Consider the following 23,980-nt stretch of genomic DNA (forward strand, 5'->3'; position numbering starts at 1 on the left):
GGATTCGCTTCTAAGAATTATTTCTTCATTTTTGTTGAAGACGGAATATTCAGCTTTATGAGTTACACCAAGAAATTATTTTAATTGTCAGGTAAATAATTGTCCCATTGTTCCGTAGGTGCTACCGAGCGCATTACTTCACCGATAAAATCGGGATGATTGGAATTGGTCAACACAACAACGCCATATCCTTTTTCCTTGTGGGCGATTAGGTGACTTGAAAAACCTTCATCCCAGCCTCCGTGTTGAAAATAAATATCACCTCCGGTTTTCAGCATATCCAGCCCTAGTGCGTAAGTGCCTAAAACGGGTGCCAGCATTTGCTCAACAGCACTTTTGGATAAAACCTTATTACTTTTTCCTTGTATGGAAAGTTGTACATCAATCGCAAATTTGGCAAGATCTTCGGCTGTTGTCCACAGACCTGCCGCTGCCATTTCAGGATAGGTGTACCGTTTCCCTTTGCTCATCGATCCATCGGGCAAATATCCTGTTGCTGCCAATTTTAATTTTTCCGAAAGGGGGGGGGGGGCGGTCATAAGTACTGTTTGCCATATTTAACGGATGGATAACCTGCTCTTTCATAATTGACGGAAAAGGTTTTTTCAATATCAATTAGCATTGCTGTATAATGGTGTAACCTCCCCCTGAGTAACGCCAGTCTTTGCCCGGTGCAATATCCACACGGATAGCAGGACTATTGGCCCGAGGCTTACCATTGAGTGCAGCAGCGTTGGCACGGGCAAGTCGGTGTTATATCCTAAAAATCCATGTACTGTAATTTCTCTCGCCTGGCTGAGTAAATGTTTGATTGATACCTTTTTGTCTTTTGTGAATTCATTGTCAGGCAATTTTTTGAATTTTAATCGACCTGAGATAATCTTGATTTTCCTGCCAAGGTGATGAACATATCCTAAATAAATAGGCTGTCTCCAGCAGGAGGCAGCCTATTTATTTAAAGCGAGAGAGAAAGGAAAGTTGAACACAAAATTAAAAATTTAACAAATATAAAAATTGATTTTCGATGTGCTTTTGCTTGGCGGATAAATTTAGTTAACAGGTGGCGGACGTAAAATCTTATTTTCATCGTAATTTGGATTTAGGTGGATAGCCAGGTATTTCATTGTAACAATTAAAAGTTAGCGTGGAAGAGGATAATAATTGCCAAAGCAATGGCATGCTCAGTAACAACCCCAAGTACCAGACGAGTCCAAGTGATCAAATCTGCTACCATCATCCAAAATTCATCCACTAATTTTTCTACCGTTTTTTTTACTGGTCCTTTTCTTGATTTAATTCTATTTTTCTTTACTGGTTCTGTGCTCTTTTTGGAGCTTGTAGAAATACTTTGCATTTCATTTTTCGTTTTCATGATACAGTTATTTAAAGAGTTAATAATGAATAAATATAGTTTAAGTAATGGTATATTTAATTAAACTCCCAATAAAATTTTGTATAAACTTTGTTTTGTAGAATTTGCATAATTGTTATTGACAGATGTTGAGGCAATGAATAATATATTTTTAAAAAAAATCATTATTGCTTTTTTACAATTCTGTAAAGTATATTGGAAGAATGTGTATTGCATAAGACATTGAATTTAATTATTATGCAATGCACAACGTAACCAACTCACTCTCAATGGAAATAATGGACCCTTGGACAATTGCCTTGTATCGGATTATTCACTACATCACTAAAAATATTAAGGACACTGATGTAAAAAAACCTACGACAGTTAAAATAAACAAAATCGCAACCTGGATGAAAGAAGAGAATCTGAAGCAACCAGCGCCGCGAAATTTCAAGGAACTGCTTAGCTTAAGTAAAAAGGATTTGTATATCGAATACCTTTCGTTTCCCAACAATGTTAAAACCGAAAATCTGCCCAAGCTTGAATTGTTTTCAAAAGCGATCTTACAGCAAAACGAAAAGGTCAAAAAGCATGTAAAAGGTAGTAAGGGGGTACAACCTTTATCTTATGAGAAGTGGTCAGAAAATTGCGTTGAGGAAAATTTAAAGGTTTTCTTCGATTACACCATCAAATACAAAGCCTTAGAAAACGGGTCTAAAATTCCCGATCTGACAATAGACGGAAAAGTTCAGTTTATAAATTATCCTGTTAGGAAAGAAAAGTTTACAAAAGGGAAGGATGATAAATATTATCTGGCATATTATTTACGGGGGGAGTTAACTCCAAATGTTGCGATGGTTACGGTATCATGGAAAATGATAGATAAGCTATACAAACCACTTTCGGCCACATTGGAACAAGCTATTGCACCTTTTGGAAAAGACGACAATCTGATTACTTTTAAAGCAAAGGATCAAATTGACCCCCTTCCCAAAGAAAAGTCAGATTTGATTTATTTCAAGTTTGAAGTCGCAGCACCCAAAACCCACGCCGGTGTAGTCTTTCAATGTGCAATTGACTTTCTGAATTATCCAGTTCTAGCCGATGAGTTAGAGGGACAAAATGATCAATTGATTTTTGGGACCTATTCTGCTATCCGGAAAATGGATACCAAACGTCCGGTTGCCGGAGGTGTCATCCTTGTTGAGACTACAAAAGAAAGACTTAAGCGAGATTTTGACATTATAAGGAGATTTATCAGAGAAAAACCGATAGTAACGCAGCCCGATGTGCTAATCGAAAATTTTCTGAAATCTTATTATTATTTGAGCGAAAAAATCGTAATAACACCTGACCTTACCTATGATCACAAAGACGAGAGCGTTTTTGCCGGCTGGAAAGAAATAGCAACGAATCTCGCAGGAAATTATTTAGGGGTATTTTATGTCGAACAAAAGAACTCGGATTTGCGTAAAGAAGTTTTTAGACTAAGAATTAATTCTTTGGGACACGCGGGAATAACCCTTGCCAGCCGGGGGCTGCAATACCATGGTCTTGTTAAGGTTGATTCAGATTCCTTTAACTTACGATTTACGAATCCTGAGGGCCCCGATTTTAACTTTGTATTAAGGTATACCCAGGTACCTGAGCGCCATCTTGGAATTTACTTTGGCTATCTGCCTTTTAGAGGTATTAAAAATAAATTCAATTATGGTACCTTATTTCTTGACAAGGTGCCTGACAATCAAAATACCGAAGGTGATCCGGTTGAAACAGATGCTGACCAAGGAATTTTTAACGACAGATATAAAAGCGCAGTCATTTCAGGTGATAAAGATGTTTACCGAAAAGAACTGGATTCCTTTACAGAATTTATTAGCCAAAACTCTGAGCTATTGCCTGATGGCAAAATGCTTGGTATGATCCTGTCGGAGCAAAGTCCAATTTTTAACAATAAAAGTGTTAAAGATCTTAATTTACCTAAACATATGAAGTATATAACTTTTCGTGTTCCCGAGAAAAAGAAATATGAAGAGGAAATATACAATTCAATGTTTCGATTTGAAAAATGTGATTTAACCTTCCATAATGACTATAAGGATGTAAAATTATTATCTCCGAGTAATAATTTTAATGGAAAAGTCTATTTCAACGGTAACGTAATCCTGATGATTCTTAACCCTGTTGACGAAAATGAAAAAATACTTTATACCGACAACTTTTTTACCATTCAATTGGATGCACACAAAATTGCCGGTCATAAAATCAGTAATGTCAATACGTTATTTGGAACATCAACCTGGCGAAGCGATGAGTACATTGAATCCAAAATGATAGTTTTACGAAAAGCGGATGATAATGATAATTTGCCTGGTGTTTATCCGATGGGAGGCCATGGAGTTTCACCATCTGAAAATGAAATCGAGGCATTAAATATTCAGGACAAAAAATATCAGGGTGCCTTTTCATACTTGTGCGGCCGTTTGAACCGTCACATTCATGTGTCGTCCGGAAATGGTAAAAAGGACCTTTTTCGGCCTAGAGATACCTCAAGCCGGGAGCCTTATATCTATGCCGCGCTTTATTTAATTAAAGAAATCAATGAGGAAAATCAAGGACAACTGTTGCCTAAAATTAAGAGTTATCTAAATGAAGCGCTGATGCACCAATTTGCCAGTACTCATTTTGCAGGTGAAATACTTGATTACGGCCTGATTGAAAACAATGATACCGTACAAAACACGGAAGCAGTTGAAAGACTTCGTGAAATCTTAATTGAGCAGAGCGATTTAAAGAAAAAATTTAGTGACATCCCTGAGAAACTAAAAAACGTAAAAAATACTATGCAGGAGCTTTGGCCTTTCTTGAAAAATTAAAAAAATCAGATCAAAATCTTGAAACGCAGTGCACTGAACATATCGGTTGAGTTTTTAAATGTAAAAGCACTGGAAGGATTTTTTTGTTATAAAATGGTCGAGGTGGGACGATTACGGCTCCGATTGACCAACATGGAAATTTTTGAGTAACGATTTTCCGAAATGCTGAATCGAAAGTTCATTAAGTATAGGTAATCTGGTCAATGGGATCTTTTCTATATTTTAACAAGATTTTAACAAATTTTAATTTTCTATTTAATAAAAACAATAGTATTTTTCTTCTGCATTTCTTATTGATGTCAAAATATTATTTTGACATCAATAAGAAATATCTATCTTCGTAGATCTGAGGATCTGTCTCTGTTTTAGCGTCGATCTGACAAAAAGGATAGTTACTACAATCATTATTTTAATTTAACCGCCACAAAAGCTTGAATCGTCGAGATTTTATGCAGGCAACAGGACTGGGTGCCGGTTCGTTGATGCTGTCGCAAATACCCGTTTTCGGACGGCAGGTTCCGGTTGAGGCGCTTTTAGTGCCAGGGCTGGACATCTCCATTAAAAAACGCCTGGCTGATGCGGCTCTGAATGCCGCCAAATCCAAGGGAGCATCCTATGCCGACGTTCGCATTGGCCGTTATCTGAATCAGTTCATTATCACCCGCGAGGACAAAGTCCAGAATATTTCCAACACAGAATCCTATGGCGTCGGTGTCCGGGTTATCGTGAACGGCTGCTGGGGATTTGCCGCTGTCGGTGAGGCCAAAACTGAAGCCGAACTGGCCAGTGTTGCCGAAGAAGCTGTGGCGATGGCCAAGGCGAATGCATTACTTTCGGATGAACCAGTTCAGCTGGCTCCGCAAAAAGGTTTTGGAGAAGTCAGCTGGAAAACGCCTATTGTAAAAAATGCTTTTGAAATACCTATTAAGGAAAAAGTGGATTTGCTGATGGCAGTCAATGGCGCTGCGCTGTCCAACGGTGCAAGTTTTGTGAACTCGCAATTTTTCCTGGTCAATGAGCAGAAATATTTCGCATCAACCGATGGCTCCTATATTGATCAGGATGTTCACCGGCTATGGCCAAGTTTTACGGTCACAGCCATTGATCCAAAAAGCGGAAAATTTGAAACCAGAGACGCATTAAGCGCCCCGATGGGTATGGGATATGAATATTTGCAGGTAAATCCGGCAGATAAAATAACCGGGATAACAACGCGCTACAATAAAGGCTACGATATGCTGGAAGACATCACACTGGCCGCCAAACAGGCAAAGCAAAAACTATCTGCCAAATCAGTAGAAGCCGGAAAGTATGATCTGGTTCTGGACCCGTCGCACACCTGGCTGACTATTCACGAATCGGTTGGGCATCCGCTGGAACTGGACCGTGTATTGGGATATGAAGCCAATTTTGCAGGAACTTCGTTTGCTACGCTTGATAAATGGAAATCTAAAAACTTTAATTACGGCAGCAAGGAGGTTAATTTTTTTGCTGATAAAACCCAGCCCGGATCGCTTGGCGCGGTGGGTTATGATGATGAAGGAGTAAAAACCAAGCGCTGGGATTTGGTTAAAGATGGTATTCTGACCAATTATATGGGCATCCGGGATCAGGTACATATCCTGGGTGAAAACGAATCGCAGGGATGTTGTTATGCAGATAGCTGGGGCTCGGTACAATTCCAGCGGATGGCTAATGTTTCGCTTGCGCCGGGAAAAGAAAAACTTTCGGTTGAGGAAATGATCAAGGATGTTAAAAGAGGGATTTACATCATTGGAGACAGCTCTTATTCGATTGATCAGCAGCGTTATAATTTCCAGTTCAGTGGCCAGCTGGCATACGAAATCAAGGATGGCCAAATCGCAGGAATGCTCAAAGATGTGGCTTATCAATCCAATACACAGGAATTCTGGAACTCGTGCGTGAAAATATGCGATGAAAGCGATTACCGTTTGGGCGGATCATTTTTCGATGGGAAAGGTCAGCCGATCCAGTCTAATGCGGTGACGCATGGCAGCTCAACCGCTCGTTTTAATGGTGTCAATGTGATTAATACCGGTCGTAAAATTTAAGCTATCCCCATGATGATTTTATCAGAAACAGAGGCAAAATCCTTACTGCAAAAGGTTTTGAAATACTCAAAAGCAGACGAATGCGAGGTTAATTTGCAGGGTGAGAAGTGGAGTAATATCCGGTACGCACTTAATAAAGTATCAACCTGCGGATCGAAAACCTATAAAGTATTAGCAGTTCAATCGGCATTTGGCAAAAAAGTCGGTGTGGCCACAATAGATGAATTTGACGATGCCTCTTTGGAAAAAGTAGTCAGGCGCTCAGAAGAGCTTGCTCAGCTGGCTCCTGAAAATCCTGAATATACGGGTCTGCTTGGCCCGCAGCAGTATTTGCCGCCAAGTGGTTTTATTAATTCAACAGCAAGCCTGACCTCAGTCGATCGTGCCAAAGCAGTAGGGCAAAGTATCCAGGTGGCCCGTTCTCAAAAGCAAACCGTAGCAGGTTATCTGGAAGACCGTGTCGGTTACTCGGCGATGATGAACAGCAAAGGATTATTTGCTTATTACCCAAGCGCGAAAGTCAATTTTAGTGCTACGATACGCACCGACAATGGAACGGGTTCGGGTTACGCCACACAGGGCGTTACAGATTTTGCCAAACTAAACACGGCATCGGCCACACAGATTGCACTTCAAAAAGCGGTCGGCTCGGTTGGTGCACAGGCTATTGAGCCGGGAAAGTACACCGTTATTCTCGAACCGCTCGCGGCTGCGGTATTGCTGGAACATTTATTCAGAAGCCTGGATGCCCGAAGTGCTGACGAAGGCCGGTCTTTTCTAAGTAAAGCGGGTGGGAAATCAAAACTGGGTGAACAGATCGTCGACGAAAGAGTAACGATTTATTCTGATCCAACAAACGAAGACCTGCCTTCTTCGCCATGGTCAGCCGATGGCAGAGCTCAGGAGAAAATAAGCTGGATTGAAAAAGGGGTTATTAAGAATCTTTTCTACTCACGTTACTGGGCGCAAAAAAAAGGGGTTAAGCCAGTGCCGGCGCCGACCAATTTCATGATGGCAGGCGGAACGGCTTCGTTGGAAGAATTAATCAAAAGTACCCAGCGTGGTATTCTGGTGACAAAATTCTGGTATATCCGCTCGGTTGATCCGCAATCACTTTTGGTTACGGGACTGACACGTGATGGTACTTTTTATATTGAAAACGGTAAAATAAAACATCCGGTCAAAAATTTCAGGTTTAACGAAAGTCCGGTTATTATGCTTAACAATCTGGAAACCCTGGGGAAAGTGGAGCGCGTTGTAAGCAGTGAAGGTTCGTTTAGTAATTATCTGGTACCTGCCATGAAAATCAGGGAATTTACATTTACATCGCTCTCTGATGCGATTTGAAAAAATAAAAAATATCGCATAAACCAAGTGGAAGCCGGACTTAATCTCTTAACTCCGTCTGGCTTTCATATGGTTTATCCTTTAAAGAAATGCTATTTCCTCTCATCAATCCAGACGAGTTTTTCATTCGAGCGCTTTTCGAAAAAATCAGGACATTTACCATCGCCACCTCCGCCTGGGCCACCATCCGGGCTGCAAAGCGGGTTACAGTTCTCATCCAGCAATTCACTTGGGATATCACAGCAGCGGGGCGGTATATAATATACAATTGTTCCATTGTAGGTATAACTAAAAACTTTCGCTGGCGGATTCCATACTGGATCTTTTCTTATTGAATTAATTTTTTCAACAATACAGTCCGGCCCCGCAGCCTTTTGTACATCTTCTTTTCCGCAGCCGGTAATGAAGAAAATTAATAGAAAAACAAGACTATCATATTTCATGAGCAAGGAATTAAAATGTAAATCTAATTTTATAGGATGACAAAGTTTAGATGGATTTGGTTGTGACATGGAAGAAAATACAAAAAGAGGCAGTTCATTTGAACTGCCTCTTTTTGTATTTTCCAGACAGGGCTCGGTATAACATTTTAGCCCCTTTGATTAATCAGAAATCTCAGTCTTTTTTTGCTGCGTTTACTAGGCGTTCATTCCACCATCAATAACCTGCGTAGTGCCTGTAATAAACTGGCTGTCATCACTGGCAAGAAATAATACTAACTGACTGATTTCCTCTGGCTTGGCATATCTGCCTAGCGGGATCGTTTTTTCCAGTTCTGCTTTGGCGGCCTGCGCATGTCCCGGCGCAAAGCCTTCTTCCAATGAGCGCATCATTCTGTTATCCACTGGTGAAGGGTTAATGGTATTGACCCTTATTTTTCTGGAACCCACTTCCAGCGCCAGGTTTCTCATCATGCCCACCACCGCATGTTTGCTTGCAATGTAGGCTGAGACATTAGCACTTCCTGCAATACCGGCAACCGAAGAGGTCATAATAATACTTCCGCCATCGTTCATGTGAGGCAGCACATATTTATTGCCCAGCCAGATGCCTTTTACATTGACAGCAATCACTTTGTCAAAAATATCCTCAGGATAATCAACCGTTGGTTTGACCACACCTTCAATGCCTGCGTTGTTAAAAAAGATATCAATCTTTCCAAAAGCACTGACAGCATCGTTTACGTAACGCTGCACATCTTCTGCTTTTGTAACATCGGCAGCACTGTATTTTACATTGGCCGTGCCGAGTTCTGTAACCGCATCACGAAGCGATTCTTCATTCAAATCTACCAGCAGGACTTTGGCGCCCTGTTCCAGGAAAAGTCCGGCAGTTATTTTTCCAATACTTCCGGCTCCGCCGGTTATGACCGCTACTTTATTTTCTAATTTTTTCACTTGTTCTATATTTATTTGGTGATAAATAGCAAGGATTAGTGTGCTTATATATTGCCGTAACTATTGGATTGGCCTCCATCAAAGGCGATGGTTTGGCCGTTAACATAAGAGCAGTCCTCGCTAATCTCTCAATGCGCCCAAAGGTTTTGAGCGTCATTTCAACATAGGCTTTTACTGCGGCTTCATCGGAAACATCGGCTATCATTGTAATGAGTTTTACCTGGGGAAACTGCTGCTTAATGGCTGTTTTTTGTCTTTTCCAAAGAGGCTTCATTAAAATCTATCAAGGCGAGATTTGCTTCTTTTGCTGCACACTCATACGCCGTTGCAAGTCCGGGTCCCATCGCAGCACCTGTAATAACAATTGTTTTATCTTTAAGATTACTCATATCCAAATTGGTTTTAGTTGAAAATGAATTCGGTTAAACGTTAAAATTTTACTGTGTAATCCCTCTCCAAAGCAAGTCAAAGCAATCGTCAAGGACTTGCTGCTTTAACGGAAATAATTTTTGAACAATCCCGGTGGAGCAGGAGCGTACTGCTCCATCAAAAAAACTGATGAGCATAATGGGTGCCAGTATTTTTATAATACCTTCCTGTTGTCCTTTTTTGAGCAGATCGTAAAGCGGTTTATTTTGATGCTCAAATTCATCCATCTGCCTGGAAAAATTGAGCTGTATATAGTTAGACTGTATATATTGATCTATAAATACGGTTTCATCATAGTGATTGAGTCTGTAATTGAGCATGTTGATGTAAATCTGTTTCAGCGATTGCTTCACGGGCAGGCTACTATCGAATTGTGCATACATTTTTTGTGTCATTTTATCTTCGACACTCGCGTATGCAGCCTGAACAATATCTTCTTTACTCTTGAAATAAGTGTACAAAGTGCCTGCACCTACGCCGGCTGTTTTGCTGATTCCGGCAATATTAACACCGGCAAGTCCGTGTTTGCCGGTAATTACAAATACCGACTGAATAATTTTTTCCTGTTTTACGGAGTCCAAAGGTCTCATGAAGTAAAGTTAACCGAAATTTTATTCGGTTAACGTGGAAATACGAATTATAACTTATTTTTAATTTTAAAGGATTTTTGTTCGAGGATGTGAACGGTTACGTAAAATCAGATCTAATTGAAAGAAACCGCGGCAAGGTAACTTTGCAGTCTTTTTCACAAGCAACTTTTCCGGCATCAAATCTTGTCCAGATATGCTGATAAATCAAGCTGGTCATGCATTAATTTTTGCTGCTCAATCATCTTTACTTTCAGATCTTTCAATATTTTCTTACTGGATGTTTTATCAAAAATATCGCGCATTTCGTTTGGGTCGCTTGCCATATCAAACAATAGAATTTTAGAAGCGGCCGGGTAAATGATCATTTTATATTTGTCTGTTCTTACCATACGCTGCGTGTCCATATAGCAGCCGTAAATATTCGGGTAAGGACTTGGCCTGGTTTTGTCACGGATCAGGGGCATCAAACTATTAAAAAATACATGGGAAGGTTTTTTGATGCCTGCCAGCTCATAGGAAGTTGCCATCAGATCCTGCATGTACACATGCTGATCTCTTTTCTCACCTTTCGGGATATTGGGGCCATTAATTACCAACGGTGGCCTGATGCTATGGTCAAACATACTTTGTTTGCCCATAAGGCCGTGATGACCAACCGACAAGCCATGATCAGCCGTAAAAATAATATACGTATTTTCAAGTTTACCACTCTTTTTTAAAGCATCCAGGATCCTTCCAACCTGCTCGTCCATATAGGAAATGCTTGCATAATATTCCTGAATATTCTTTTTAACAGCGTAATGTGTCCGGGGAAAAGGTGCAAGCTGTTCATCCCTCAGATCAGTTCCGCAGCCCATTTCAGTTTTATAAGGGTAGTCGTCCAGATAGCTGACAGGTAGTTTGATCTGATCGACGGCGTATTGGTCAACCCATCTTTTTGGAGCTTGCCGCGGATCGTGCGGAGCATTGAAAGCCAGGTACATAAAAAAAGGATTTTCTTTTTTTGAGGCCTCTTGGATATAACCCACCGCGTCATCTGCTACTACTTCACTCCAGTGTTTTCCGCCTTTCCAAAAACCTCCGTATTCTTCTTTCCATGGCTGCCAGGTTGTGTCTTCTCTCGAAAGTGGCCGGTTGTATCCCTGCGGCGTCTGGTTGGCCATGCCTGGTCTTATGTTGTTTGCATGATCAAAAAGTTTTTTAGCGTCTGTATCAACGTGCCATTTTCCTGTCATATACGTTTCATATCCTGCCAGCTTCATTTGCTGAGGCCAAAATCCCTTCGAATCTACAAGCTGCGCATAACTGGTTTCCTGCTTTTTGGCATCCCAAACAGATAATCCCGTTACCAGCATCGCCCTGCTCGCTACACATACGGCTCCGTGCCAGGCGCCCATGTTATAGGCGTACGTAAAAGTGGTGCCGTTTTTTACCAGGCCATCCAGATTTGGCGTTATGACCTGGTCATTTCCCAGGGCATGGACCGTGTTAAACCGCTGGTCATCTGTAAAGATCAGGATGATGTTTGGTTTGCTGTTTTCAGACTTTATCTTTTTGGGCTTGCTTGCTGTTGTCAGCACCAAAAGTAGCAGGCAGCCTAACACTTTAAAAACCGGAATTGATTTATTTACCATAGTCGTTGTTTGGGAAATTATGACTTCATTTCAATTATTTTTTGTCCTGCCGGGATTTTGAGTTAAGTTTTTATTGGGTACCGATTTGTCCGGAGACATGTGGGTTTGTTAAGATTTTCGCATTTGAAACTGAAAATTCAAATCAGCCAAATCACCAATAAAAAATTCAAACTACAAAACTTATAGATTAAGTCTGATTATTATTTTAAATCAAAAAAATTGACGGGCTTATTCTGGCATAGCGCCATGGATATAACGAGTACGAAACTGAAAATTACATTGTCTGCATTAGTTGAGAAACCATTCTTATTTTACAGTAAATCCTTCTTTAATGATAATTTTTAATGATTTCAAGATAAATAAGTTCCGGGTAATTTAGTCATTGATTGGTTTGGTGAAAAAAATTAATAATTTGATAATTTTACTTATTTGGTAATGTCAAACTCCGGGAAAAAATGACTAAATTAAACTCCTGATTTTGTTTTATCCGTATTTATGCTTTTGAACGCTTTTCCCACTGAACAATTTGCTGCAACGCATGTTTGGCAAGAATTTCTTGCTTATCAAAAAGATGAATTTCTTAAACCTGTTTACCGGGATACGGGTCAGAAACCCGATCGGATGAGGCGTCAGATCTTTCATTCTTCATTTAATCAAACTTATTACATTCACCAGCGTGATAGCCGATTGGATGGGAAATACCATGATACGTTCATGCAGGCAAAAAAGGAATATTTTTGCTACCTCCACGCGGCTACACTGGGATTGAATCTGCCGCAGCAGGTGGCGCTGGGTTTTCATCAGGAAGATCAGTCCGATATTGTGCATATGGTTTTGTCTAATCAGGAAGTGGCCGGAACGCGCCTGAAAGAGGTTTTGGAAGACATCTCCACGGATGAGCAGCAAAGAAAGGAGCTGGGCGTGCTGGCTGCTTACGATGCGACCAAGATTACGCTTTGTTATGCTGACAACGACCGCAAACCCAAGAACATGATCGTTTCCGATCCTTTTACTGAAAACTGCCGGTTTTATCATGTGGATTTCGAATATACCATGCAGGAAAATTATGTCCCGTTGATTGATACCTGGTTCAGCGAGGATGTAACAAGAGAGTTTGGAGAAGATATCAGACTGGACAGACTGGCTGTTTATGATATGGCTGCTGAGCTTTTGGAAAAGGCGCAAAACCTGCCCGATGACGATTTCAAAAGGCAGGTGATCAGCAATTTAAATCAATGTATTCCCGTAATCAAAACACATCACGCACTTTATGGATCAGCGATGATCTGAAAGGATTTTGGATCTGGTGCAACTGATGGCAATTTCATTGAAAACGTCTCCGATGTCTTCAATGTGATCTATTTGTACAACCGGGGATTTACATTCAAAGCCAAGATCCATTCTGCCGACTTTTAGTGCCAAACCAACTTCTTTTAGAAAAACATCCATCGGCGTATCACCTGCGCCGATGAAATGATGTATCTGGCGGTCAAGATGTTTAACCATATTTTTAGCGCCGGATGACTTATTTACATTTTTTGCCGTATAGAAATCCTTGTGATCCGAATGTCGTGCAGGAATACCTGAATCTTCCCGAAGGTCGAGCAGAAATATCATACTGATATCTTCATTTCCCAAATGTTGGTCCAGTGATTTAATATCTCCGGCATGTACATGGGATGCGCTTTTGTATTTCTGCTTTGTTTCTGCGACTTTGTCCGGATCGGCCGTCCAGATAATTTCGCCTTTTTTCCAGTCTCTGGGATAGTAAAAAGCAAGGGCGTTACCACCACCTTCGGTAATATTTTCAAGATCAGAAATAAATGAAGCGAGCTCTTTTTGACCCAATGGAAAGGATTCAACTTCTTCAAAAGTAAATCCGCCTTTTTTGTCTTTATGAATATAACCTGTCTGGCTTCCGTTCAGCGTTACCAAAGGGACGGAAACCTTTGAGATCGAAAACCACTGCTTTGCAAACGTATTAATGACCGATAATGGAAAGCGTATAGAATTGATAACAACAGGACAATTGGTGTTATAGATACCCTGCAATCCGGTGCTGACAGGATCAGGCATAAAATATCTGCCTCCGTCCTGGCGGATCAGGGTTCCGTCAAGATCGGTGATCAAACCTCCTTGTTCTATTAGATCAATACGGTCAGAGAAATCAGAAATTTGTTGTTTCTGCTGGTTTGTAAGAGGCATAACTGGGTTTGTTAATTGCATATAAAGATAACGCCTTGGCACGTAGGTTGGTAATCTTTTATATTTACAGGCCGTGGACATCTTAAAAGAACTGAGCCATGGGTTTGTTCTCAGGAAGAATACCTGTCTGGAAGGATTTGTCCGCTTACTTCAATTATACTGTGTACAATACAGTATGTGCCCACTTTCATACAATCGAATTAACGTCAGTAGCCAACAACGCATAATGGGAAAATGCTTTTGGATATGACAACTTTACCCCATGAAAATCTAATGTCAATGCTGATTTGCTAACGGTCTGGCGTAATGGTTTGATAATCAGCGGGCTGTTCTGAGACCACTCTGAAATAGGACTGCGTTTTAACGTATACTGGTGTAGGTTCACTTTTTTTGTATTTAAAAAATGATTTTATCTTCCTAAGGAAGTTATGCAGGTTTTTACCTATAAACAGATTATCACTGCACAGCTTAAAAGTTCGCTCAGCGAACTGGATTTTCGGTCCGTTTATTGAAAACCTATTTATATTGCCTGTCAAGCCGGTACTATTTGTGAACTGTGGCCGGACCGGGCAATCCGTTTATCAGGACTGGTTTTCCAGCCACTGTTTAAATTCCATCAGTCTTAAATACGCGCTGGTTTTTTGAAAATTTACCGGTTCTCTTGTAATGATGGCAAGCTGGGCTTCTACAAAAACTTCGGAATCTTCAATGGTGGCATAACCGTTAATTTTGACTGGATTTTCAGGCAATTTCGCTGTTGCAAAGTAATCTTCAAGTTCTTGAGCGCTCATTGGATTTAGTGGTAAGTAATAAATGCGGTATTCAGACAATCCGATCTGGCAACGCAGCCAGGCCACTTTAAAGTTTCATATCTCCTGATAAATTGAAATAACCAAAGTCCAATTCAGCCAAATCTCAGCACTGTTTTCAAAAAATTCATAACGGTTATATTGCTATGGATTAAGTCAGTTGGCGGATAAGTCATGATTTTATTTGAAGTCCGGTAAAATCAAAAATATCATTCAAAATGGAATGAAAGCACAACATCAGCCACCGTGATTCAATTACAACCATTTAATCTTATAACAATGCACCAAATAAACAGCAGCGGCGCAAAAGTTTTGGAATAGCAGTTGTGAATTTGAGCACTTATATATACCGGCGCAACTTTTTTTTACTGCAAGCTTTTAGATATATTTACGAAAGGTGTGACAGTCGTTTATTTTAATTAAACAAACATATTTTATTTATGAAAACAAAGTACTGTTTTGTAGCGATTCTAATTGCGTCGGTGTTTTTCGTGGCGGCTCACAGGGCTATGAAAGCTGATGAACTGGTGGGTAAGTGGAACTACACAATTGCCAATGTTCCTCCTGAGAATGAAAGTGGCCAGATGACCTTTGAATTAAAGGACGAAAAAATAATTGGCTACCTTGGAGAAATAGAAAAGCAACAAATGAAAGAACTGACAGTTGATCAGGGAAAGATTTCGTTTAAAATGGATTTTGAGGGAGGTCTGATAGATTTTAAAATGGTCCAGGATGGAGAAAAACTTAACGGGACAGTTCTTACAAATTATGGAGAATTTGCCATAACAGCTGTGCGTGCTGTCAAAAATTAAGCATTTTAAATCGTCGTTTTCCCATTATACCATTTGCCGCTTGCGGTGATTGTTAGCTTTTCAGATAACCGCACTTTTTGCAGTGGTTAATTTGATAAAAGCTTCGGCGCCTTTTACCGAGATCGAAATTCCACGAAAGTCTTCCATGATACCGTGAAATCTTTGATAAAATGCATCCGTGACAAATCCCTGACTGGCGTGACAAAAAACAGCCTTTCTTTTTTGCTGTTGGGTCTCGGTGATATCAACATAGTCTGTGGGATGGAAATTCTGGGTTTGGGAACCGGTATAAACTTCAAAAAAGTACAGAGGAAATTTTTGTCCCATCTGTATGCAGGCTTTTTGTGTCAGGATACTGGCGGCCATGTGGTCTTTGTGAGAATCCACGGGCCAGTGTGTAAAAACAATATCAGGATTTTCGTCTTCCAGTAGTTTTTGGATTTTGGCATACCACACATTATCAACAACCGAGCTCCCGTCTACCTGCCCGGCAAAAACCGGTTTGGCATTCAATATCTTACAAGCATTAATAGCTTCTGCGGTTCGGATCTGAGCCGTCTCCACAGGTTTCTTTCCTTTGATTCCTGCATCCCCGTTAGTCAGATAGATGATCGTTACCTGGTGACCGGCATTAGCAAATTTTGCCAGCGTCCCTCCACAACCGGTTTCAGGATCATCCGGGTGTCCGCCAACACAAACCACTTTAAGGGGCCTGGTAAAATGGTGGCTTTTGTCAAAAACAGAAGCGAGTGGAAGAGAACCGATTCCGGCCAGGGAATTATTGAAAAAACTGCGGCGGGAGATTTTTCCTTCTTTGATCATCGTCATAAAAGATATATGTGATGATACTCCATTATGGATTTATCAGGCTATCCGCCTACAAAGTATATCCAATTTTTAGTGTCATATAATCCCGGTTATAAAAGACTTTTTCATCAATAAGGTTCATTTCAATTGAAATTGAAAAAGATTGAAGATTGATCCCAATCCTGGGCGAAACACCGAAACGAGTTCCAAGGTTTTTTCTAACGACCGGTTGCTGCTCAGAAGTAGGAAGCTGACCGGCCGGGAACTGTCCGTAACCCAGGCGGTAAAATCCTGCGCCAATGCCAATGAAAGGTGCGTATTTATGGTTCCAAAGTTTTATAATGTCAGCAGTTGCAGATAATGAACCGATAGGATCTGCCTTCACTCTTCCAACTTCGCTGACGTACGGACGCATAAAAGTATACTCACCACGCAGCCCGACAGCGATGTAATTCGTTAGCCGGTAAGATGGTTCTGCGGAAATGGAGAGTGCACTGGTTTTAAGGAAATTTGCCTCGTTGCGGTAAGTCGCTCCAAGCCCGGCACTGATTTTGAGGTTCCAGCGGTCTCTGTATTGAAGAAAATCGAGCGAATTCTGATCGTTTGTCAACGGGCGTAGCGTTTCACTGCTGTTTTGCGCCTTCGCGGCCTGAAAAATAAAAAATGCAGATAGCGTAAACAGTAACTTTTTCATTAATAAGCTGAGTTAATTAGGCTTGATTCAGGAAGTTATTCAGAAAGGCGGAAGGGGAGTAATTATTCCTTATACCAAAACTCGTGCCAGATAAACTTAGGGTTACATTAAAACCAGTGTTGGCTTCGCAGTGGTGATTAGAAAAATCCAATCATTTTGTTAACTATCCGCGGTAGACGAAAACGGACAAAATGTACCCTGTTTTCAACTAAGGATACAGAAAGGTACAGGCTGGCTTAATTTAGGAAGACGGGTTATTTTCACAGAATCTTACCAACTTCATGGGTAATCTGTAAAGTTAGTAAGATGGCGTAAACGGATACTGATTTTTTGCGTTACCCTTTTTAATGTTGAAAAAAGCAACAGTTTAGGCCAAAAGTTGCCCTTGTTGTATGACAGCTTGTATTGAGAATGTACTAAGGCGCCGATGCGAATGTCTGTGGAAATATTTTTTAAGATGGTTTGAATTTAGTGTCTTGTAATAAGAATCAAGGCTTTACTGGTTGCATTGTTGGCAGAAAAAAAATCCCGGAGAACAGTGAAGTGTCTCCGGGAAAAACATGAAAGTGCATGATTTATAATGCGTATTATTTTAACACGGGTAAGTGAGGAACTTTCTTTCCGCCAAAACGGAACGAGTAACTAAGGCTAATGGAATAGTCAGCAAATGCAGCATCGCCTTGAACGTGTACTTTTTTTGTCTCATCAGTAATTTTAGAGTTTTGAAGATCCTGACTCGCGATATCTGCGGCACTCTGTATGCGGTTTTTGATGAAGTTGTAAGGGACAAAAAGGCTAAAAGTATGCTGACCGGTGCGAAAGGTAACCCCAGGTTCAATGGCAACCACATAGCCAGGGCGGCGGTAAGCACGCTGACCACCGAGTAGATCATAAGCTGGAATTCCTTCCATTCTGCCTGCCAGTGACACGGTAAGTTTCTGGGCTTTTCCCAAAGCCGCCATAAAGCCTGCCCTTGCGAAATACTGATCCGGGGACGCATATACATTATAACCTTCCAGCCCTTTCTCGGGGGCAGATTTAAATGTGCCGTTGGATTCTCTTGGATTTAACAAATAATAGGCGTTGGCAAAAGCGTAAATATTGCTGGCCAGTTGTCTGAAACCCTGAAATTCAAGTGAAACACCCAGGCCGCCATCACCTGGCTGAATGGCCTGATCCATCACAACGCTAAGTTTTGATCCGTTAGCCTGCAAAGCATCATCCATTACATTGTGTTTTCCTGTGGGCAGTTTTACACCAAGGCCGATCATTAAATTGCCATGATGAGCCTTGGCAGGATCAATTACCCAATAGTTAGCGCTCAGGCGAATATCGCCCAGTCCCTTTGCGTAAACACTATACCGGGTTGTGTCAATGATGGTCGATTTCAAAACCTGTGAACGTTCATTATGAACGTAAGGAATACTCGCATTTAGTTGTATGCGGCTTGTAAGTCCGTAAGAAACGTTGAAGTCCAGCGCATGGGAATAAATATTTACGGCATTTCCGCGATCTTTCCCGTCGGGTCCGTGGCCGCCCCCGGTGATTTGCCGCTGAGGCTGCTCTTCCTTACCCACAAAATGCCTCCAGGAGTGAAAATACCGGTAGCTGGCGCCCACCTGAAACTGATTTTTTTGAAGATTGTAGGAAGATGATCCAAGCATAGGATTGATTCCGCCCATTTGGCGCACCGCCACACAACCTTGCGCTGAGGCCTGAAAGGAAAGGGTAAGCAATAACAAAAAACTGTATAGGGAATAATAAAAATTTTTCATTTGAATGGGGGTGACAAAGGCTATTTTTCCTGAATACGAAGCGTCAGGGAATAAGCCGGATAAATGAATTGAATACTGCAAAATTTTCTGCCATGGAATCCATGCAGGTTTGGTCCGTCGCCGGAGACTTTCAGCTCAGAACGGCTGCTATTTTGACAAAAGGAAAATATTTTTCCAGCCATGAATAGTACAACGAAACCTTCACAGATCAGGATTGCGGAGGAGGGGAGAAAACAACAGGAGATGGAGATTTTAAGAAAATTTGCCGGTAATGGTAACATGCCATTTTATTTAGGAATGTCTGCTGCATCCCGAAAGTATAGGTGGAGTGATTTTGCCAGTAATTTTTTGAAAGATTAAGCATCGATCTGATGGTTTTGCCAAAAGGCGACTGACTCGCAGCATTGTCAGTTGTCCCACTTGTGATCTGATCTGCAAGTTCCAGAAATCTTTCCCTGGCGGAAATATTCGTCTTTAAAGTGATATAAGCCGTATCGTTTTCAACTTTCTGGTTTACAATGTTATAGAACTCGCTGTGCTGCCGGAAAATCCCTTCTATCTCCGCTTCGTTTTCCCAGGCAGAAGAATAGGGCAATGTCAGGACAGGAAATTTTATCAGTTTGTACGAATCACTTTTTTGAGTTGCGGAGGCCAGACGGAAATCGTTTTCAAATAGAAATATACTTACGGCCAGTCCAAACATGTTGTACAGGAGCAAAAACAAAAGGCCGAAAGCTAGAATTCTTTTCAAATGGTATAATTTTGTATAAAAATAGCACCAATGTTATGCCGATCCTAGAATTTGGAAAGATATTCTGATAAAATTTTAGTTAGAAATCCTGGTTTACAAGCAGATTTCCTTACAATAAATGACCAATGCACCCGTAGAAAAGCCGGGCTTAAAAAAAACTCTTCTGCTTTTATCATGGTCAAATGTGAAATAACAGTCGTGTGAATAACATAATCAACAGGGGTGAAAACATTATTATCCGCGGCCGGCGAACTTTTTAATATATTGATCCCTATATTATTCATTCATAAACAGGCAGTCCTTTGGACTTATTTCCAATAAAATTGGTTATAGATCGTAACAGGAATTGCATTCCGGAAATCAAGTTGGTTCATTTGGGGTTATGCCGGTATTTTAATGAAACACCTTTTCAAAAACATATTCAGATTTGCAGCAATCAGCATTGCTTTTTTTGCTATTGTATTGTTATGCATTCACTTTTGGTTCAAGTACAATTCTGAAAGAACAATTGAGCAGCTCATCAGCTGGGGCTCTGGTGGAAAGCTGAAATGTTCGATTGGAAAAATCGAGACCAATTATTTTCATAATGCAATCCATGTCGAGGGGATCAGCATTTTTACAGTCAATTCTTCCAATCAATCAACCAGTTATAAGTTCAACGTTAAAGATTTTCATTTCCGGACACGTTCAAGGTGGGATCTGTTTGTTCACAGGCAACTGCTCATTGATTCCATTGTTTTCAACAGTCCTGAAATTGTCATTGGGAAAAGGGTAATATCGCAAACCGACAGCACCAATAAAATTGCTTTGCTGGATGATCTTGAAAAATTATACAGCTCCATCTACAAATCCCTTAACGTGCTTAATCTTCAACTCTTTAAGATCAATGAAGGGAAGCTTATAGTCAGAAATGAAGACAACCCTTCCAAACCGCCGCTTGTGGTAAGCCACATTCATTTTTCGATTAATAAATTGAAAATTGGTTCATCACACAGGAAAGATTCCTCCCAATTCATTTTCTCCGAACGGGTCATGCTGCGTATTGCCGATCAGAAAATAATGCTTCCCGATAACAAGAGCAATGTCAGCTTTAAGGAGCTTTTGATCGATTCCAAAGATAAGCTCGTTCGACTTTCCGGCGCGGCAGTTCGTATTTATCCTTCCCTAAATCAACGAAACAGCACCGATATTAGGGCCAGAAAACTCAGTATCCTGGGTCTGGATTTTAATCTGTTATACCAAAAACAATTAGTGAAGGCCGATTCGGTTTTTCTTGAAAATCCATTTATTACTTCTGAGCTTTTTATTGGGGGTAAGGCCAGAAAAAGTGGAAATGACAAAAAGGCTTTGTTTGACAGCACCTTAAATCAGTTGCCGGTCGCTTTTAATATTGGCCATGTAATCATGCAGAAGGGCGGAGTAGCTACAAATTTGCATCAGGGAGGGAAAATAACACGGTTTTCTGCGGCGAATGACAATGTGAGTATTTCCGGTTTTCACCTGAATGATTCGGGGAAAAAAGAGCTTAAAATTGGCGGTTTCCACTACACGGTGCGCAACTATACCGGCTTTTTACCTGACAGCATACTTCAGTTGAAATTTGACAGTCTGCAATTTATAAACGATAAAATTGTCCTGCATAACCTGATCGCTTCCACGCCCCGCAACAGAAGAAATAAGGTACTACGGGATTATGTAATACCACGTTTTGAGGTCACAGGGATGGATTGGCTCGCTTTTATTTTTCACAATAATTTTAAAGCGCGTGATGCTGTTTTGTACCAACCAATTCTGCGCTCAGAGCAGAATGTTTTTTTGACTTCAATGCCGGCAGGTAAAGCCAAAAGGTCCATCTATCAAAATCTGTCGCTGATGGATAAGATTATTGATCTTGAAAAACTTCGGATCGTGGATGGTGATCTCAGTTTAAAACAGGGCAGCACCTTGGAGTTACGACTTCAAAACCTGAATCTGAGCGTTCACGTCGGTAAGCTGGGCAAAGCCAGATCGCCCGGCGAACTTGTCCGGTCCATAAAACAATTATCGTTCGGAACGGCGGCTGTCACTACTCCCTCTGTGATTGTTACCACGGGCCCTTCTGTCTTTAATGAAATCGGACAAAAACTTGTTTTTGACAGTATACGGGTTGATACAAAAAATGGCGATATCGGCGGGACTTTTAAAAAGGTAGAGGTTCAGGATTTTTCTTTTGAAAACAATCAGCTTGATATAAGCAGACTGCAGTGGGAGGAAGGCTCGGTTTCGGTGGATGCGGCCAGTTCCGGCGCGGCAATCCGGACGAAATCAAACCGGACGCTCTGGTTTTTTATAGAACAAATGAGCGGAAACAATACAAAGCTGCATTTTAAGGGCAATGGCGTCAAAGCTGAAGTCAATCTGGAAAATCTTTCTGCCAATAAAATTTCAAGAGAAAAAGGCAGTTCGCTTCAAACTGAAGGCCTTCGGCTCATGGGTACTGATGCCAGTATTAATACTCCGTCAGGCGTTTTGCAGCTGGGTGATTTTGATATAGGGGATAAGGAAAATTCGACGGTTCGCGATATCGTTTTTCGCCGCCAGAATCCGGGGGATACTATACTTGTCGATGTTCCGGTTCTGGGCTTTAAGCCTTATTTGGAAAAGACGCTTCTTACCAAAAGACTAACGTTGGACTCGGTGAGCGTAAATCAGCCGCGTATTCTGTTTTCCGCTCAAAGGCGTGAGCGGAAAGATACTATTTCCTTGAAATCAGCTGCTTTACCCAATTTTAATATACACGAATTTTTTGTCAGGGATGGTTATTTTCTGGCAGGCTTGGCAGGCGACAGTACTGTGGTTAAGCGTATTTCGATTTCTGCCAAAAGTATAGCAACACAGCTTGACAGTTCCCTGCTAGCCGAGCGGATCAGCGTTGATGCCCGTGCTATTTTGCTAAGCAAAAACAGCGGTGAACGTGCGGATGCAGATGGTGATTTATCAGCAGAACTGGATCATTTTAAATACCATCCTGGCCTTGGGACCTGGGCTGTGCAGCTGGACAAATTTAAAACGAACCGCATTGGTTTCAAAAGAAATAAAGCCGAAAAGCATACCCGATTGTCTTTGGAAAGGTTAAAGATTGAAGATCTTACTGCGAATCAAACCGACCTGGATCAGGGCCTTTCCTGGTTTATCAACCGTTCCGGCGCGCGTCTGCAACTGGATTCTTTATCTTTACAAACAGAAAAGAGTTTTCTCGGGTTAGGCCAGCTGCGTTTTGATGGAAAAGGGCGTCAGCTCACCATGCGTTCATTTTCATTGAATCCGGCAGTAAGCAGATCCGACTTTTATGAGGGCCGTGTTTACCGTAAAATTTATTTGACAACCCAAACCGGAGAAATACAGGTAAACGGGCTGGAGCTTAAAAAAGAAGGTCTTCAAATGTCCTATGTCGGGATCGATAATAGTGCACTTACAATCTATGCAGACAAGCTGAAAAAATTTGGCCCGCCCATCATTCAGCCTTTACCGGTAGCTGCTTTGGCCAAAATAGGCTTCCCATTCCAAATTGATGAAATATGGCTTCGCAATGCCCGTGTGCATTATACGGAACTGAATCCTGTTTCCAAGGATACCGGAAGTGTGAATTTTTCATCGATCAATGCCAGCATTAGAAATGTATCCTCAAACAGAACAGTGGGCGCTGATAGTCTGCATGTCAAGGTTTCGGCTTTGTTTTTGGATAAAATGCAGCTGCAAGTAGCGATGAGCCAGTCTTACCGGGACACCTTGGGGGGCCTGCGGCTGGATATTGAACTTGGCCCGGGAAAATTTACGGAACTCAATCCTTTTCTTGCTCCATTACTTTCTGCGCGGGCCAGGTCGGGTTATCTTGATTCCATGCGTATGACAGCGGTTGGCAACGACTATATATCCAAAGGCTTTATGAATCTGCATTATCATAACCTTAAGGCCGACTTACTGGATTCAGGTAAGGTGGACAAACAGAAATTTCGTACCAGACTGATCGGTTTTTTTGCAAATAAAATTGCGATACGAAACAGTAATACAAAAAAGGAAGCATCTTTTATTTTTGTACGAAACAGACAAAAACCAGTCATTGTTTATTTTTTGAGAATGGTTGTGGGCGGGTGTGCGGGCAGCATTGCTCCGATCTCAAATGTTTTTTTTCGAAAGCAGTATAAAAGGGCTATTAAAAATGTTCCCAAACATACTGAACTGGTTTTGTAACCTTAATTTAAAGCGTCTGATTCTTGACCCATAAAAGTTTTTTATGTACCCAGACAGGCTTATTTTGGTTTCAAGAAATAAATTAGAATAAATGTGATTTATGTGTATTTAATATAACTAAACATATAATCATATGCATTGTCTCATTTAGAATTGTAGAAAGTTTGGTAAAGTTTTCCTAATAACTTTACTTTGTCT

General features: G+C 41.0%; 21 protein-coding genes. 6 read left to right on the plus strand and 15 right to left on the minus strand.

Annotation, left to right across the window (positions count from 1 at the left end; all coding sequences use genetic code 11):
* Window positions 1–80: 80 nt before the first annotated feature.
* From FDK13_RS20105 to FDK13_RS20115, 3 genes are all read right to left on the minus strand, one after another.
* Window positions 81–539 (minus strand): serine hydrolase domain-containing protein, encoded by a 459-nt coding sequence (locus FDK13_RS20105; RefSeq protein WP_137341796.1) that lies wholly within the window; start codon window positions 537–539, stop codon window positions 81–83.
* 72 nt (window positions 540–611) lie between these two features.
* On the minus strand, window positions 612–851 hold the full coding sequence (locus tag FDK13_RS20110) for a hypothetical protein (protein WP_137341797.1): 240 nt from the start codon (window positions 849–851) through the stop codon (window positions 612–614).
* Window positions 852–1,132: 281 nt separating this feature from the next.
* Window positions 1,133–1,372: a hypothetical protein gene (locus tag FDK13_RS20115; RefSeq protein ID WP_137341798.1), complete on the minus strand. Its 240-nt coding sequence runs from the start codon at window positions 1,370–1,372 to the stop codon at window positions 1,133–1,135.
* Window positions 1,373–1,641: 269 nt separating this feature from the next.
* Here FDK13_RS20115 and FDK13_RS20120 point away from each other — a divergent pair, with 269 nt between their 5' ends.
* The 3 genes from FDK13_RS20120 to FDK13_RS20130 all read left to right on the plus strand — a co-directional run bounded on the left by FDK13_RS20120 (window position 1,642) and on the right by FDK13_RS20130 (window position 7,649).
* Window positions 1,642–4,230, plus strand: coding sequence for a hypothetical protein (locus FDK13_RS20120; protein WP_137341799.1), 2,589 nt, complete (start codon window positions 1,642–1,644; stop codon window positions 4,228–4,230).
* Window positions 4,231–4,661: 431 nt separating this feature from the next.
* Window positions 4,662–6,302, plus strand: a complete 1,641-nt coding sequence (locus tag FDK13_RS20125; protein WP_137341800.1) for a TldD/PmbA family protein — start codon at window positions 4,662–4,664, stop codon at window positions 6,300–6,302.
* 12 nt (window positions 6,303–6,314) lie between these two features.
* Complete coding sequence (locus FDK13_RS20130) at window positions 6,315–7,649, plus strand: TldD/PmbA family protein (protein WP_137341872.1); 1,335 nt, start codon at window positions 6,315–6,317, stop codon at window positions 7,647–7,649.
* A gap of 92 nt (window positions 7,650–7,741) precedes the next feature.
* Here the strand turns inward: FDK13_RS20130 and FDK13_RS20135 are convergent, their stop codons facing one another.
* The 6 genes from FDK13_RS20135 to FDK13_RS20160 form a co-directional block, all read right to left on the minus strand.
* The gene (locus FDK13_RS20135; protein WP_229216126.1) at window positions 7,742–8,092 is read right to left on the minus strand and encodes a DUF6970 domain-containing protein; all 351 of its coding nucleotides are present in this window, start codon (window positions 8,090–8,092) and stop codon (window positions 7,742–7,744) included.
* A 195-nt stretch (window positions 8,093–8,287) separates the two neighbouring features.
* Window positions 8,288–9,046, minus strand: a complete 759-nt coding sequence (locus tag FDK13_RS20140) for an SDR family NAD(P)-dependent oxidoreductase (protein WP_137341801.1) — start codon at window positions 9,044–9,046, stop codon at window positions 8,288–8,290.
* Window positions 9,027–9,320 (minus strand): hypothetical protein, encoded by a 294-nt coding sequence (locus tag FDK13_RS20145; protein WP_170982857.1) that lies wholly within the window; start codon window positions 9,318–9,320, stop codon window positions 9,027–9,029. The genes FDK13_RS20140 and FDK13_RS20145 overlap by 20 nt, the downstream gene beginning before the upstream one ends.
* On the minus strand, window positions 9,283–9,435 hold the full coding sequence (locus tag FDK13_RS20150) for an SDR family NAD(P)-dependent oxidoreductase (protein ID WP_137341803.1): 153 nt from the start codon (window positions 9,433–9,435) through the stop codon (window positions 9,283–9,285). Before FDK13_RS20150 ends, FDK13_RS20145 begins: the two co-directional genes overlap by 38 nt.
* Window positions 9,436–9,483: 48 nt before the next feature.
* Complete coding sequence (locus tag FDK13_RS20155) at window positions 9,484–10,065, minus strand: TetR/AcrR family transcriptional regulator (protein WP_137341804.1); 582 nt, start codon at window positions 10,063–10,065, stop codon at window positions 9,484–9,486.
* 176 nt (window positions 10,066–10,241) lie between these two features.
* Window positions 10,242–11,699 carry a sulfatase family protein gene (locus FDK13_RS20160; RefSeq protein WP_137341805.1) on the minus strand — a complete coding sequence of 486 codons (1,458 nt, stop codon included), beginning with the start codon at window positions 11,697–11,699 and terminating at the stop codon, window positions 10,242–10,244.
* Window positions 11,700–12,194: 495 nt separating this feature from the next.
* Here FDK13_RS20160 and FDK13_RS20165 point away from each other — a divergent pair, with 495 nt between their 5' ends.
* A complete protein-coding gene (locus FDK13_RS20165; protein ID WP_137341806.1) occupies window positions 12,195–12,989 on the plus strand; it encodes a hypothetical protein in 795 nt (264 codons plus the stop codon).
* Here FDK13_RS20165 and FDK13_RS20170 read toward each other — a convergent pair.
* Both FDK13_RS20170 and FDK13_RS20175 read right to left on the minus strand, forming a co-directional pair.
* Complete coding sequence (locus FDK13_RS20170) at window positions 12,975–13,904, minus strand: HAD hydrolase family protein (RefSeq protein WP_170982858.1); 930 nt, start codon at window positions 13,902–13,904, stop codon at window positions 12,975–12,977. The genes FDK13_RS20165 and FDK13_RS20170 overlap by 15 nt on opposite strands.
* Before the next feature lie 581 nt (window positions 13,905–14,485).
* On the minus strand, window positions 14,486–14,695 hold the full coding sequence (locus FDK13_RS20175) for a DUF6965 family protein (RefSeq protein ID WP_137341808.1): 210 nt from the start codon (window positions 14,693–14,695) through the stop codon (window positions 14,486–14,488).
* Window positions 14,696–15,153: 458 nt separating this feature from the next.
* Between FDK13_RS20175 and FDK13_RS20180 the strand changes: the two genes are divergently transcribed.
* Window positions 15,154–15,525, plus strand: a complete 372-nt coding sequence (locus tag FDK13_RS20180) for a hypothetical protein (RefSeq protein ID WP_137341809.1) — start codon at window positions 15,154–15,156, stop codon at window positions 15,523–15,525.
* A 60-nt stretch (window positions 15,526–15,585) separates the two neighbouring features.
* Here FDK13_RS20180 and FDK13_RS20185 read toward each other — a convergent pair whose 3' ends face one another.
* The 4 genes from FDK13_RS20185 to FDK13_RS20200 form a co-directional block, all read right to left on the minus strand.
* Window positions 15,586–16,353: a PIG-L deacetylase family protein gene (locus FDK13_RS20185; protein ID WP_220417394.1), complete on the minus strand. Its 768-nt coding sequence runs from the start codon at window positions 16,351–16,353 to the stop codon at window positions 15,586–15,588.
* A 49-nt stretch (window positions 16,354–16,402) separates the two neighbouring features.
* On the minus strand, window positions 16,403–17,026 hold the full coding sequence (locus FDK13_RS20190) for a hypothetical protein (RefSeq protein WP_137341810.1): 624 nt from the start codon (window positions 17,024–17,026) through the stop codon (window positions 16,403–16,405).
* Window positions 17,027–17,613: 587 nt separating this feature from the next.
* Window positions 17,614–18,801 carry a hypothetical protein gene (locus tag FDK13_RS20195; RefSeq protein WP_137341811.1) on the minus strand — a complete coding sequence of 396 codons (1,188 nt, stop codon included), beginning with the start codon at window positions 18,799–18,801 and terminating at the stop codon, window positions 17,614–17,616.
* Window positions 18,802–19,009: 208 nt separating this feature from the next.
* Entirely contained in the window at window positions 19,010–19,552 is a 543-nt protein-coding gene (locus FDK13_RS20200) for a hypothetical protein (RefSeq protein WP_137341812.1), read from the minus strand.
* Window positions 19,553–19,948: 396 nt separating this feature from the next.
* Between FDK13_RS20200 and FDK13_RS20205 the strand changes: the two genes are divergently transcribed.
* Window positions 19,949–23,782, plus strand: coding sequence for a hypothetical protein (locus tag FDK13_RS20205; RefSeq protein ID WP_137341813.1), 3,834 nt, complete (start codon window positions 19,949–19,951; stop codon window positions 23,780–23,782).
* Window positions 23,783–23,980 lie beyond the last annotated feature (198 nt).

It is taken from the genome of Dyadobacter frigoris (assembly GCF_005280585.1).
GTDB classification, from domain to species: Bacteria; Bacteroidota; Bacteroidia; order Cytophagales; family Spirosomataceae; genus Dyadobacter; species Dyadobacter frigoris.

Bases quoted from the DNA above. Each gene is read 5' to 3' on its own strand.
- FDK13_RS20105 (WP_137341796.1), bottom strand. From the start codon at position 539: ATGACCGCCCCCCCCCCCCTTTCGGAAAAATTAAAATTGGCAGCAACA.
- FDK13_RS20115 (WP_137341798.1), bottom strand. From the start codon at position 1,372: ATGAAAACGAAAAATGAAATGCAAAGTATTTCTACAAGCTCCAAAAAG.
- FDK13_RS20120 (WP_137341799.1), top strand. From the start codon at position 1,642: ATGGAAATAATGGACCCTTGGACAATTGCCTTGTATCGGATTATTCAC.
- FDK13_RS20130 (WP_137341872.1), top strand. From the start codon at position 6,315: ATGATTTTATCAGAAACAGAGGCAAAATCCTTACTGCAAAAGGTTTTG.
- FDK13_RS20135 (WP_229216126.1), bottom strand. From the start codon at position 8,092: ATGAAATATGATAGTCTTGTTTTTCTATTAATTTTCTTCATTACCGGC.
- FDK13_RS20145 (WP_170982857.1), bottom strand. From the start codon at position 9,320: ATGAAGCCTCTTTGGAAAAGACAAAAAACAGCCATTAAGCAGCAGTTT.
- FDK13_RS20150 (WP_137341803.1), bottom strand. From the start codon at position 9,435: ATGAGTAATCTTAAAGATAAAACAATTGTTATTACAGGTGCTGCGATG.
- FDK13_RS20155 (WP_137341804.1), bottom strand. From the start codon at position 10,065: ATGAGACCTTTGGACTCCGTAAAACAGGAAAAAATTATTCAGTCGGTA.
- FDK13_RS20160 (WP_137341805.1), bottom strand. From the start codon at position 11,699: ATGGTAAATAAATCAATTCCGGTTTTTAAAGTGTTAGGCTGCCTGCTA.
- FDK13_RS20165 (WP_137341806.1), top strand. From the start codon at position 12,195: ATGCTTTTGAACGCTTTTCCCACTGAACAATTTGCTGCAACGCATGTT.
- FDK13_RS20170 (WP_170982858.1), bottom strand. From the start codon at position 13,904: ATGCCTCTTACAAACCAGCAGAAACAACAAATTTCTGATTTCTCTGAC.
- FDK13_RS20175 (WP_137341808.1), bottom strand. From the start codon at position 14,695: ATGAGCGCTCAAGAACTTGAAGATTACTTTGCAACAGCGAAATTGCCT.
- FDK13_RS20180 (WP_137341809.1), top strand. From the start codon at position 15,154: ATGAAAACAAAGTACTGTTTTGTAGCGATTCTAATTGCGTCGGTGTTT.
- FDK13_RS20185 (WP_220417394.1), bottom strand. From the start codon at position 16,353: ATGACGATGATCAAAGAAGGAAAAATCTCCCGCCGCAGTTTTTTCAAT.
- FDK13_RS20190 (WP_137341810.1), bottom strand. From the start codon at position 17,026: ATGAAAAAGTTACTGTTTACGCTATCTGCATTTTTTATTTTTCAGGCC.
- FDK13_RS20195 (WP_137341811.1), bottom strand. From the start codon at position 18,801: ATGAAAAATTTTTATTATTCCCTATACAGTTTTTTGTTATTGCTTACC.
- FDK13_RS20205 (WP_137341813.1), top strand. From the start codon at position 19,949: ATGAAACACCTTTTCAAAAACATATTCAGATTTGCAGCAATCAGCATT.